Here is a 12,013-nt window from a genome sequence, read left to right as displayed (position 1 = left end):
CCTCATTCGCTATGCCGTCGCCGCCATGCAGCGTCACCTCGACGCCGGCCACAAAACGCTGCCGCTGGTCATTCCGGTACTGTTCTATACCGGCAAACGCAGCCCGTACCCTTACTCGACCAACTGGCTGCAGGAGTTTGATGATCCATCGTTGGCGGGAAAATTGTACACCGGCGATTTTCCGCTGGTTGATGTGACGGTCATTCCCGACGAAGAGATTATGGGTCACCGCAGCATGGCCGCTCTGACCCTGCTGCAGAAACATATTCGTCAGCGCGACCTGGCCGACCTGACCGACAGACTGTCCGCCATTCTGCTGGCCGGGTATCTCTCTTCGCCACAGGTGATTTCGCTGATACACTATATTATCCAGGCCGGTGAATCGGCAGATGCGCAGGCATTTGTCCGTGAATTGGCCCAGCGGGTACCGCAACATGAGGAGGAACTGATGACTATCGCACAACAGCTTGAACAAAAAGGTATCGAGAAGGGTATAGAACAGGGTATCCAAAAAGGTATCCAGTTGGGTGAACAGCGCGGTATGGAAAAAGGGCGTCAGGAAGGTGAACGAGAAGCTGCACTGAAAATCGCCCGCACCATGCTGGCCAATGGCCTCGATCGCGACGCGGTGATGAAGATGACCGGGCTGACCGCTGACGACCTGGCCCAAATTTGCCACTAATCCTTTGCTTCGAGGGGCAGGGCAGCCATTGACCGATAAAACCGCATCCGTTTCCCCGGAAAAAACCACCTCAGCGCTTAGCCATCTGGCGTTCTGCGCCCTGGCAGCGCTGGGGCTGGCGCGCCAGGACGGTATCGCCGGCACGCCCTATGCCGAAAACCTGTTCCTGATCCGCTGGCTGGCCACCGCCCAAAAGCAAAAACGCTTCCCCAGGAGCGTGGCGATTGATATCCAGTGGTTACTCGACCGCGGCCGTAAGCACGGCCCGGCGGGCAAACTGCGCCAGCATCTTGAGTATCTCTGGCGTTCCTGCAGCGGCAATCTGGCCGCTCAGTCCGACCTGTTCCGTCTCACCTACGCCTCTGAAACCCTGAAAGACCAGGGCTGGGACAATTATGTGCTGGATGCGAAAGAGTGGAAGTCCGGCGTCGTGCCGACACCGTCACAGCATAACGGGTTCTATGTCGAAAAAACGGCACTGAATGCCGCCTTTGCCCAGGACGGTCGCCATCTGCACCCCGTCACGTTTCGGGTGGTCGGTGACGCCGACCGGTTTATGCATGTGATGGCCGAGTACGGACTGTGTACGCGGCGGCAGGGCAGCACGTCAGCCTGCCACACCATCGCGCTTGAACCGGCGTAACACCACGACCGACACGGTTCAAATATTCCGCAAACAGCGCCTCGCCACTCACAACTAGGACGTTATCCACAAATTTGGGGGATAACCTGTGCGCATCATCGGTAAAAATATTCACCTCAAAATGTGGGGCTTGTGCCCACTTCGCGGTTGACCTCACCATAGTTCCTTGCCATTCCTCGTCGGTTTTATATTGTACTGTTTATATGTACAGTGTAATTATAATAACACGTTTCGTTTCCGACCAGAGAAGAACGCCCGATGAGCAATGTATCACGACCCCGCATACCACAGGACGTGGCCAAGTCGCGCTAAAGTACTGTAAAGCGCCATTACCGCCACCGAGAAGGCGTTCAGCAAAGTTGCTAATGCACAAGGGCAACAATCCTAACCGGTTCGCTCGGCCTCGACCTTGTGATCGGTAGGGATCTTCCGGTCGCCGTATCACCAAAATTGGGTTCCGGCGTAAAACCTCTTCCTGTTTGATTATTCCATTCGCCACAGATCCGGGTCGTTCGGCATGCCGTTTCTCGCCACGAGCGCCGCGCCCGCCGGCGCGGTGCCGTCACTGACACGGCGGACCTGTGTTGGCGCCTGTGCCAGGCAATAGCGTAGGCGCTGCAGCACCGCTTCTATCACGTGGTCGTCTGCCTCACGAAGCAGCACCTGCTGCCAGCGCGTGGCGGCACGCCGCCACAGCCCCTGCGACTCCAGGCGAAGAGCCGTTTTATCAGCAGGCAAAGCAACATAAGGCGAAGTGTTACCACGACAATAATACTGCGCACCCATAGAATCTCTCCTTATCGAGGGTTATGCCAAAACCGCCAACATTTTCGGCTAGAGGTTTTACACTAAGGATACTGTGGTCAATTTGATTATATTATGGTTAAAAGCACCAAGCAGTTCATGCTTAGCTATCAAAAAAGCTGCTATAGCGTGTGTTTGAGTATTTGGCACATTTTTTGTATAACATTTATGCTGGCGAAATAAAGCTGGTTAAATATTCCGAGTCATAACCGTTATGGAGAACATCATGTTTGGGAAAGCTGAAGATAAAGTAAAAGAAGTTGCTGGCGAAGCGCAGGAAAAATACGGTGAACTGACCGACGATTACGGGCACCAGGTAAAAGGAGCGGCCCGTAAAGTCGCGGCACAGGGGAGTCAGGCAGCTCAGGAGGCTGCTGAAGTCGTACGTAATAATGTGGAAAACAATCCATTTGCGGCGATCTCCATCGCTGCGGGCATTGGCTTACTGATTGGTCTGCTCATTGGCCGTAAATAAGATAAACGCGGGCGCAAAGCCCGCTTTTTCTGATAGCGGGCGCTTTGCTATAATTTAAAGGAGTTAAAAATGAATATATTAAATATGGTTATCCTTTCTGCAACATTGGTATCAACAGGCGCTCTGGCCGAATCTATCAATGCTGAACATTTAAAAAACAAAGCAGGGCAGAAGGCTGAGCAGGCCACCAATCGTGCTGAAGAAACGACTCACAAGGCAAAAAACCGGCTTGAGGAGAAACAACTTCAGGCTGAAAACCGGCTCAAAAACGGCGGAGAAGCAACCGCGACAGATAAGGTAAAGGAAAACTCACAGAAAGCCTGGAACCGGACCAAGGAAACCACAGAGAAAGGCTGGAATAAAACAAAAGAAACCGCTCAAAAGGCGGGTGACGCGGTAAGCGAAAAAGTAGGCCATTAACTCGATTCCCCGGCCTGTCCGGGGATACCGGATTAAACTTCGCGTTAACCTCTCTGGGCTGCGATTTAAAAAACACGGCAGAGCCATTGCTCGCCGGTAAGTGATGAAGCACAGTGGCAAAGAAGCCCTGTCGGACAAAACAGAAGGACGCCGTTATGAGAAAAATGAATGATCCGCAGCGGGGCCCCTCCCGTGGCCTGATAGACACTATTCGCCGCGTATTTACCGCCCTTACCGGAACGCTGCATACCCGCCTGGAGCTTGTAGCCGTTGAGCTGGAAGAAGAGAAAAGCCGCATTACCCATCTCCTGATAATGGTGGGGCTGACCCTTCTTTTCACTGCGTTTGGTATTATATCCCTTCTGGTGTTTATTCTGTTGTTAGCCTCACCGGAACATCGCCTCATGGTACTAGGGGGGGGTTCCGCTGTGTTTATTGTTCTCGCATTAGCTTCGAGCATTTTCATCAGACAAATAATATCCCGTAGCAGTATATTGCCAGAGACCCGCAGACAACTCAGTAAGGATTTGAGCATTCTTAAGGGGGATGAAGCATGAATGTCAGGGAACTCAGGGAAAACCGTAAACAACAACTGTTGCAACAAATAGCACAACAGCGACAGACATTGAGCCTGTTAAAGAGTGATTGGCTAAGACTGTCGGAACCCGTTGATCGCGGCTGGCAGGCATTATACCGTTGCCGGGCTTTTATCGTTCCCGGTATCGGGATAGCCGCCCTGTATGCGCTCAAATCTAAACCACGTCGTCTGATCATATGGCCACGCAGAGCTGTGGCCGCATGGGGGGCAATGAAATTTATTCGTCAACGGATCCGCCTGTTCAGATAACAAGACAAGAGGCTGGTTTAGGTTTTCGCGCTCCATGATTGAACCACCGCCCCTAGTCTGTTTCAGCCTTCGAAAAATCCGGGGTTCCCATGTAGAACCCCCTTATTATCGCCTTCAGCCAGCTGCCTACGCTTTCGCATTATTTGCCAAACGCCCGTTCACGAGTTTCCAACTCCTTATCGCTGGCCAGTAACCCGTCAACTGAGACATCCCTGTCTTTCCAGGCCAACAATGACCTGATGTCGTCAGAGCGTCGTTGACGATGTGCTTTAAGCATGTTGCGCCGCCGGGCGTTGTCGGCCATTGCCTTGCGCGCCAGTTCGCCGCGCGCCTTCAACATGGCCAGGTACAGCCGGTATTCCTGTTTATCCATGGCATGATTTCCTTATTGGGGATGGATGGGTCGTGCCAATTTGATATTGGGGGTAGTCGTCTCACCCGGGGCGTATTGACGTTTAGGATGAGATCGACTTTCCAGAGTTTGCACGAACCATATTAACCTCATCATTTTTCAATTACAGCAGGATCTGAGCTATATCCAGAAGCCTTTTCAGCATCCCTTACCTGCTCCCGCAAAGATTTATTAGGGGTTTCAGGGCAACCTACAAGACTGAACGTAAAAATAAACATCAGCGTAAATCGTAAAATTGCCAGGCTGTATTTATCCACCATGCTTTCCTTAATTGATTAAAAGCATAAAACACGCTCCAAACCTATTCCATTAAAATAAATCACATCTTTTTATATGAAAAGCACCACTATCAAACACAAGTGGTTTCTTAGACTGCATCTTGATTGTTGGGTGGTAGGTGTAACATTATAATAACTATAGATACCAATTAGTTCTGTTGATTAATGAAGACCCTTGTGACAAGGGTCTTCATTTAAAATAACACTGTTACTTAACTAGTTGATTCTTACTTCTATCCTCTTAACTTCATTATGGGATCTCTGAAATTTCTTTCACTTCAGACTGGTTAATTTGCTGTTTGACGCCATTAGCATCGGTGTAGCCTACCAAGCCTGCGCTGGTTTGGGCCGGTTTAACTTTACTGACTATAGTACGGCCGTCATGTGTATAGATGGCATAACTTGAACGTGTGCATCCCGATAGGGCCATGATGGAAAAAATGACGGTCGCAGCGTACATTAGCGATTTTCTCATAAGTCTCTCCTTAACTGCACGAACATAGCTAAAATTGCACTCAATCTGATTAGGTCTCTTGGTAACGCTAAACCAGCCTCAGCTTCGAATATGACGGGCATTCGTCTTTACGCCCCACAATCCGGCCAACGCACTGATGATTGCACCAAGAAGCAAGGCAAAGAATGACCACAGAGCCGCACGCGCCAATGCATCTGCAGCCGCAGCAGCCTGCTCACGGGCTTCCTGTTTAAGCTCGGCATACTTTTGCTTCGCCTCATTAATTTTCGCTTCAGCTTCATCGAGACGTTGCTTAACGATTTGAGCTGTTTTTTCTTTAGTATCGATCAAGTTAGTGACTGTTTTATCAACCTCTGCAGGAGTCATGTCGGTGTTTTCACTCAGCGCTTTTTTCAATGAGTCCTGGTTGACATCCTGAGTAATTGCATCCGCACGCTTTTTCAGCTTACTAATCAGTTTCTGTATGATAGCGTCATTGCTATCAGGCTGGTTGAAGAAAGCCTTAATCGCATCACTCAAATCCGCTTTAGCACCATCAAGCTGCTGCTGCATAAATTCTGGCTGCAACGAAGGTATATCGCTCTTTTTCAATGCTGCTACCACATCCGATTTTAGGTTTTCCGGCTCAAGTTTTGTGTCGATGTCCAGCTGGTCAAAGAGATTTTTTCCCACATTTGCCACTCCGGAAGCACCGTTTCCAAGCGCAGAGCCTGCACCTGAAAGCAGGCTACCTGAGGTAGAAGCTATGGCGCCGAGCGCATTACCAGTCATCTTAACGGCTGAGCCAACCAACAAGGTTCCCAGAACTGCAGCAACAATGAGCGCTGTAGCCCACACCAGGAAGCCATGAATGAGACCATCATTTGCTGCCAGACGACCGGCGACGAAAGCGCCGATGGCAAGACTGACAATAATCGAGATTGCAGACCAGACGGCAACGGTGGTTCCCGCTCCATTTACCGGATCGTCTGAAGCCGGGTCAACAATGGAAAGCCCAAGACTTGTACCCAGCGTTGACAACAGTAATGACACGGCCAATACAGTGATCACACCGCCTATTACGCTACCCCATGATATTTTTTTTTCAACAACCATCCCATTTTCCATTTTCATTTACGATCCTTTTCATGTTGTTAACATTGTGTTAAGTTTGCTGAAAGAGATGCCACAGTCTCAATCGAGCAATAACAAACATAGCAATAATAATCAGTTATGCCAAATCTACGGAGGAAAATTATTACTTTAAATGCTATAACAATGAATAGTACTTAAAGAGAGAATTTAACCTCGCCGTTATTTAATATAAAACTTAATTTTCCATTCCAAAATTCCGCAAGAAAAACCGCGTGAGGATCTATACCAGCGTCCTTTAATTTACAGGCAAGCCATGCTTCATCTTTCTCTATCGAACTGAGTTCAGCAATCCTGGCCTTACCATCTTTCATTACGATAACTGAAGGCATCTTGGCGCCATCGCATACAACCGTTATTTGACCATTTGGCTCTATCTGCGCATAAGTGACTTCCTGGAAGGATGGGATCCCTTGCGCATGAAGTTGAGAGGAGACATTCAATATATCAATTTTATTTCTTTTACTCGAAATGGCATCAATAAGAAAGCGACCCTCTTTGATGATCGGTATTGGCTGACCTATAGTAACAGTGCGAAAAAAGTGTATGCGCTTACTTAATGCATTCAATAACGAGATGAGAAATACGCCGATAAAGAGTACCAGTACATATTGATGCATAGGTATTGAATCGCTATAGATCACACCACCAATAATTCCACCCAGCACGAAATTGCCGATGAAGTCTACGGGGGTCATCTGGGAAAGCTGAGTTTTACCCGATAGATTTAGATGAGTAATTACAATAACAAAACCTATCATAAACTTAACAAGTGTATAACCATAGTATTCCATAACGACAATCCTGTTGATCCTCATTGGTAGGGCTCCCTTAAATGAGAGCCCAAGTTAGTACTACTTTAGCCAGCAATTTCCTGTGCTACGCTTTCTCTGGACCAAATACGATGTCCTTTCATAGCATTACAAAATGCCTCAGCCAAATCCGCAGCCTTATCCCCCACGATAATACCTTCATCTGGTTTGGGCAACGGCAATGCATCATATAGCTTAAACGCTTTGCCTTGCAGCCCTATCGCTTTCAGATGTTTAAATGCTTGGATCACGTAATGTTTGGCGTTGCCGTTTTTCATCAAGGAGTCAATGCTGCCTTCTCCTTCCGGTATGATAACGGCATCCACCATCACAGATGGATTGCCTTCTATGGTACCGTCGACCTCTATTTCATTACCTTGCAGAGAAGTTATTCTACCTAAGTGCGGAGCAAAAACCTTTCCATGAATACCATGTTTTTTAAGGGTTTTCATAATATTATCAATAGATTCCCCACAAACACCATCGGCAGCAAGAATAGCCACTTGGCGTGATTTGAGTATCTGATGATGCCCATCGTACATACTTAATGAACGATCTTTAGATATCCCGTTGACGGGGCCAGGTAATGGATGCTTCAATTGTTCTTGGCTCAATCTTATCCCAAGATTATCTGCGACAGATTGGGCCAACTGGTGATCAATATAGGTAAGCTGATCAACCACACGTTCACGTATCCAAGGGCGCATAACCTTACCCAATTCGAAACTGAACCCTCCGACAATATGATTTTGTTCCACTTTGGTTTGGCTTAGCCAAAATAGACGTGGCTGAGAATAGAAGTCAACAAAAGTGCTACTCCTTCTGCGGGTCTTTTCACCATTTATTGGTTGCGGGTAGGTTGCAAACCCGCCCTTTGCCGGGGGGGTTTCTCTTGGCCAATTGTTATTTATAGAGTTAGGCTCGTAATTGGCTGTTCCAGAAATGCTCATACGATGCATCCCATCACGCTGATGGTTGTGGAAAGGACAAATTGGTTTATTAATAGGAAGTTCGTGGAAATTTACTCCTCCCAATCGGCTGATTTGGGTATCAATGTAAGAGAAGAGTCGCCCCTGAAGTAGTGGGTCATCAGAGAAGTCTATACCTGGAACGATGTTACCAGGACAGAATGCTACCTGTTCGGTTTCACTAAAGTAATTGTCCGGATTGCGATTCAATACCATTTTTCCAACGAGATGAACGGGAACCAAAGACTCTGGGATCAACTTAGTTGGATCAAGTATATCAAAATCGAATTTATATTCATCTTCCTCTGGAATTATCTGCAACCCGAGTTCATATTCAGGATAGTCACCCGCTTCAATGGACTCCCACAACTCACGGCGATGAAAATCTGGATCGCGGCCTGTCAGCAATTGAGCTTCATCCCATATTAGAGAGGAGACGCCGTATACAGGCTTCCAATGGAAACGTATAAAGTGGCATTGGCCTTCAGCATTGATCATTTTATAGGTATGGATGCCGAATCCCTCCATCATACGGTAGCTACGGGGAATGCCGCGATCTGACATTGCCCACATAACATTATGCAGTGTCTCTGGCTGCAGTGAGATATAATCCCAAAAAGTATCATGCGCGCTTTGACCCTGCGGTATTTCATTATGAGGCTCTGGCTTCACCGCATGGACAAAGTCCGGGAACTTAATCGCATCCTGAATGAAAAATACGGGCGTATTATTACCTACGAGATCAAAATTGCCTTCTTTAGTATAGAATTTTGTTGCCCAGCCTCGAATATCTCTTACCGTATCAGCAGAGCCTCGGGAGCCCTGGACGGTAGAAAAACGCACAAAGACAGGTGTTTTAACACTGGGATCCTGAAGGAATTCGGCAGTGGTATAGGAGGCTAGCGATTCATAGACCTGAAAATAACCATGTGCACCCGCACCTCGTGCGTGGACTACCCTTTCGGGAATGCGCTCATGATCAAAATGTGTGATCTTTTCTCGCAGAATAAAGTCTTCAAGCAAGGTTGAACCGCGAGTTCCTGACTTTAGTGAATTCTGATTATCGGAAATCTTCACGCCCTGATTCGTGCGCAGCGACTCTCCCTGAGGATCAGACCGAAATTTATCTAACTGTTTGAGCTTCTCGTTTCTATTCTTAGGTGTCTTATCAGAACCCGGCATCATGGGTTCCGCTCCCGGGGGACTTATACTCGTAAGGGGTTTAATTACCTTCTCGACGGGTGCAGTATCTTCATAGTGTGGTTCAACTGTAGAGATTGTCTTATCATTACTTCCGTTAGAAGTAAAATCAGTTTTGTTTTTCTTCATCACAAAAACCTCCATTCAAATAAAAACAATTAGTTAGGATAAGCCAAGCATTAACCACACCTACAGCATAGTTAATACATTATGGACTTGGTAGTTTTTTACGCATCATACAACGCAACGAAAGCAAAAAATTAACGTAAAATTAACATTAATTTAAAAGGTTTTATTTTTAAATATTCTACGGAGGTTATGGTCAGAGCTTAAGGTTTCAGAAATAAGGTGGCGTTACGCAAAAATGCCGCATCATATATTCCATAAATCGAGATCTATTGACTTAAGTAAAAATTGCAGGCAGGTAAAGAGAGGCTTTTAGAAGATTGGCGTAGCAGGCGCGCATATCAGTTATAACCTTAATGGCCAACCGATTGAATTGTTAGTATCAAAAGTATCGAACCATATATTGGTGCTAAATAGTGAGCTGCTGACCGAATGTGCGGCAACTGCCCCATGAAAAAAAATCCTTCGCCCCATGATGCCACTTTCCGGCAATTTCTGACGCAACCTGAGATACCCCGCGACTTCATGGACATCCATCTGCCGGCCATAAATCGCTGCCACTGGTCATCCCGGTACTTTCTATACCGGCAAATGCAGCCCATACCCGTACCCGACCAACTGGCTGCGGGAGTTTGATGATCCGACGCTGGCCGGGAAACTGTACACCGGCGATTTTCCGCTGGTTGATGTGACGGTCATTCCCGACGAAGAGATTATGGGCCACCGCAGCATGTCCGCCCTGACCCTGCGGCAGAAACATATCCGTCAGCGCGATCTGCGCCAGCATCTTGACTACCTCTTTCGCTCCTGCAGCGGCAAGCTGGCCGCTCAGTCCGTCCTGTTCCGGCTCACCTACGCCTCTGAAACCCTGAAAGACCAGGGCTGGGACAATTATCTGCTGGACGCGAAAGAGTGGAAGTCCGGCGTCGTGCCGGTACCGTCACAGCATAACGGATTCTACGTCGTAAAAGCGGCGCTGAATACCGCTTTTGCCCAGGACGGTCCCATATCCGCCCCCGGTGCCGCGCCACTCACAATCAGGACGTTATCCACAAATTTGGGGGATAACCTGTGCGCATCGTCGGTAAAAATATTCACCTCAAAATGAGGGGCTTGTGCCCGTCGCGCGGTTGACCTCGCCATCATCCCTTGTCTTTCCTCGTCGGTTTTATATTATACTGGTTATGCATACAGTATTATTATAATAACGCATTCGATTTCCGACCAGAGGAGAACATAAAATGAGCAACGCATCACGCACTCGCACACCGCAGGACACGGCCGGCACGCAGGAAAGTCGCGCCAAAGCGCTGCAAAGCGCCATCACCGCCATCGAGAAAGCGTTCGGCAAGGGCGCCATCATGCGCCTGGGCGATAATCACGGCATGGCCGTCGAACGTATCCCGACCGGCTCGCTCGGTCTCGACATCGCGCTCGGTGGCGGCCTGCCGGTCGGCCGCATCACCGAAATCTACGGCCCCGAGTCGTCCGGCAAGACCACCGTCGCCCTGTCGGTCATTGCCTGTGCCCAGCGCGCCGGGCTGCAGTGCGCTTTTATCGATGCCGAGCACGCGCTCGATCCGCGTTACGCGCAGCAGCTGGGCGTCGATATCGGCGAACTCCTCATCTCCCAGCCCGACACCGGCGAGCAGGCGCTGGAAATCTGTGACGCGCTGGTGCGCTCCGGCGCCGTCGGCGTGGTGGTGGTCGATTCCGTCGCCGCCCTGGTGCCGAAAAACGAGCTGGAAGGCGAGATCGGCGACGCCCAGATGGGTCTCCAGGCCCGCATGATGAGCCAGGCGATGCGCAAGCTGAAGGGCAGCATCAACACCACCCGCACGGTGGTGATCTTCATCAACCAGTTGCGCATGAAGATCGGCGTGATGTTCGGCAACCCTGAAACCACCGCCGGCGGCAACGCCCTCAAGTTCTATGCCTCGGTGCGTCTCGACGTGCGCGGCGCCGGCAACGTCAAGGAAGGGGAGACCATCATCGGGCGGGATACCAAGGTGAAGGTGGTCAAGAACAAGGTCTCGCCGCCGTTCCGCCAGGCGCAGTTCCGGCTGCTGTTCGGCGTCGGCATCTTCCGCGAGGGCGAAGTGCTGGATCTGGCCGTCGACGCCAAATATATCCTCAAGACCGGCGCCTGGTACGAGTATCAGGGGGAGAAAATCGGGCAGGGGCGCGAGAAGGCCGCCGGCTGGCTGCGCGACCGTCCCGACGTGGTGGCCACATTGACCACGCAGCTGCGCACGCACTACCTGCAGGCGGCGCAGCCGGCCGCGGCTTCAGCCGACGCGGACACGCCCCCAGATGACGATGCCTGGCAGAGCGTGCCGGAGGCCGTGTGATGCCGGTTCGCCTCTATGACGCCGGCGTGCCCTGCGGGTTTCCGTCGCCGGCGCAGGACTACCTCGAGCAGCGCCTGTCGCTGGACGACATCTGCATCCGTCACCCGGAGAGCACCTACCTGGTGCGCGCCGAGGGGCAGTCGATGCAGGACGCCGGTATCCTCGACGGCGACCTGCTGGTCGTGGAGTGTTTCTACCGGGCGCAGCACGGCGACATCGTCATCGCCACCGTCGACGGCGAGTTCACCTGCAAGCGCCTGCAGCTGCTGCCCCGGCCGATGCTGTTGCCGGCCAATCCGGCCTTTGCGCCCATCCCCCTCGGTGACGACATCGAGACCGTGATCTTCGGCGTGGTGCGCCACGCCATTCACACGCTGTAATCCGGCCCG

At 50.2% G+C, this 12,013-nt stretch carries 15 protein-coding genes and 1 pseudogene; 9 read left to right on the top strand and 7 right to left on the bottom strand.

The window, feature by feature from the left end; translation table 11 throughout:
- Both ACUTQY_RS24320 and ACUTQY_RS24315 read left to right on the top strand, forming a co-directional pair.
- Window positions 1-682, top strand: a 682-nt coding sequence (locus tag ACUTQY_RS24320; RefSeq protein ID WP_445583333.1) for an Rpn family recombination-promoting nuclease/putative transposase, incomplete at its 5' end; no start/stop codon positions are given.
- Window positions 683-710: 28 nt separating this feature from the next.
- Window positions 711-1,325, top strand: a complete 615-nt coding sequence (locus tag ACUTQY_RS24315) for a DUF2913 family protein (RefSeq protein WP_197817308.1) — start codon at window positions 711-713, stop codon at window positions 1,323-1,325.
- A 483-nt stretch (window positions 1,326-1,808) separates the two neighbouring features.
- On the opposite strand, the gene ACUTQY_RS24310 is transcribed toward ACUTQY_RS24315, so the two are convergent.
- Entirely contained in the window at window positions 1,809-2,111 is a 303-nt protein-coding gene (locus ACUTQY_RS24310) for a PerC family transcriptional regulator (protein WP_195880148.1), read from the bottom strand.
- A gap of 244 nt (window positions 2,112-2,355) precedes the next feature.
- Between ACUTQY_RS24310 and ACUTQY_RS24305 the strand changes: the two genes are divergently transcribed.
- The 4 genes from ACUTQY_RS24305 to ACUTQY_RS24290 all read left to right on the top strand — a co-directional run bounded on the left by ACUTQY_RS24305 (window position 2,356) and on the right by ACUTQY_RS24290 (window position 3,871).
- The gene (locus tag ACUTQY_RS24305; protein ID WP_197817310.1) at window positions 2,356-2,604 is read left to right on the top strand and encodes a glycine zipper domain-containing protein; all 249 of its coding nucleotides are present in this window, start codon (window positions 2,356-2,358) and stop codon (window positions 2,602-2,604) included.
- Between the two features lie 69 nt (window positions 2,605-2,673).
- Entirely contained in the window at window positions 2,674-3,024 is a 351-nt protein-coding gene (locus tag ACUTQY_RS24300; protein WP_260048750.1) for a hypothetical protein, read from the top strand.
- 155 nt (window positions 3,025-3,179) lie between these two features.
- The gene (locus ACUTQY_RS24295; protein ID WP_260048751.1) at window positions 3,180-3,581 is read left to right on the top strand and encodes a phage holin family protein; all 402 of its coding nucleotides are present in this window, start codon (window positions 3,180-3,182) and stop codon (window positions 3,579-3,581) included.
- Entirely contained in the window at window positions 3,578-3,871 is a 294-nt protein-coding gene (locus ACUTQY_RS24290) for a YqjK family protein (protein WP_071883602.1), read from the top strand. The genes ACUTQY_RS24295 and ACUTQY_RS24290 overlap by 4 nt, the downstream gene beginning before the upstream one ends.
- 139 nt (window positions 3,872-4,010) lie before the next feature.
- Here the strand turns inward: ACUTQY_RS24290 and ACUTQY_RS24285 are convergent, their stop codons facing one another.
- The 6 genes from ACUTQY_RS24285 to katE all read right to left on the bottom strand — a co-directional run bounded on the left by ACUTQY_RS24285 (window position 4,011) and on the right by katE (window position 9,279).
- On the bottom strand, window positions 4,011-4,244 hold the full coding sequence (locus tag ACUTQY_RS24285; RefSeq protein ID WP_197847407.1) for a hypothetical protein: 234 nt from the start codon (window positions 4,242-4,244) through the stop codon (window positions 4,011-4,013).
- A gap of 131 nt (window positions 4,245-4,375) precedes the next feature.
- A complete protein-coding gene (locus ACUTQY_RS24280) occupies window positions 4,376-4,543 on the bottom strand; it encodes a hypothetical protein (RefSeq protein ID WP_197817312.1) in 168 nt (55 codons plus the stop codon).
- Window positions 4,544-4,811: 268 nt separating this feature from the next.
- Complete coding sequence (locus ACUTQY_RS24275) at window positions 4,812-5,036, bottom strand: YgdI/YgdR family lipoprotein (RefSeq protein WP_042785961.1); 225 nt, start codon at window positions 5,034-5,036, stop codon at window positions 4,812-4,814.
- A 78-nt stretch (window positions 5,037-5,114) separates the two neighbouring features.
- Window positions 5,115-6,149 carry a YrzE family protein gene (locus ACUTQY_RS24270; RefSeq protein ID WP_083494908.1) on the bottom strand — a complete coding sequence of 345 codons (1,035 nt, stop codon included), beginning with the start codon at window positions 6,147-6,149 and terminating at the stop codon, window positions 5,115-5,117.
- A gap of 155 nt (window positions 6,150-6,304) precedes the next feature.
- Window positions 6,305-6,961 (bottom strand): DUF421 domain-containing protein, encoded by a 657-nt coding sequence (locus ACUTQY_RS24265; protein WP_197817314.1) that lies wholly within the window; start codon window positions 6,959-6,961, stop codon window positions 6,305-6,307.
- 65 nt (window positions 6,962-7,026) lie between these two features.
- A complete protein-coding gene (katE, locus tag ACUTQY_RS24260; RefSeq protein ID WP_375546615.1) occupies window positions 7,027-9,279 on the bottom strand; it encodes a catalase HPII in 2,253 nt (750 codons plus the stop codon).
- A gap of 444 nt (window positions 9,280-9,723) precedes the next feature.
- On the opposite strand from katE, the pseudogene ACUTQY_RS24255 reads away from it, so the two are divergent.
- From ACUTQY_RS24255 to umuD, 3 genes and pseudogenes are all read left to right on the top strand, one after another.
- A pseudogene (locus tag ACUTQY_RS24255) lies at window positions 9,724-10,072 on the top strand (Rpn family recombination-promoting nuclease/putative transposase); the annotation flags it as partial.
- A 442-nt stretch (window positions 10,073-10,514) separates the two neighbouring features.
- A complete protein-coding gene (recA, locus tag ACUTQY_RS24250) occupies window positions 10,515-11,624 on the top strand; it encodes a recombinase RecA (protein ID WP_149543109.1) in 1,110 nt (369 codons plus the stop codon).
- A complete protein-coding gene (gene umuD, locus ACUTQY_RS24245; protein ID WP_052475507.1) occupies window positions 11,624-12,004 on the top strand; it encodes a translesion error-prone DNA polymerase V autoproteolytic subunit in 381 nt (126 codons plus the stop codon). The genes recA and umuD overlap by 1 nt, the downstream gene beginning before the upstream one ends.
- Window positions 12,005-12,013 lie beyond the last annotated feature (9 nt).

It is taken from the genome of Serratia sp. TSA_130.1 (assembly GCF_052691795.1).
This window is presented reverse-complemented; position numbering and strand designations above follow the sequence as displayed.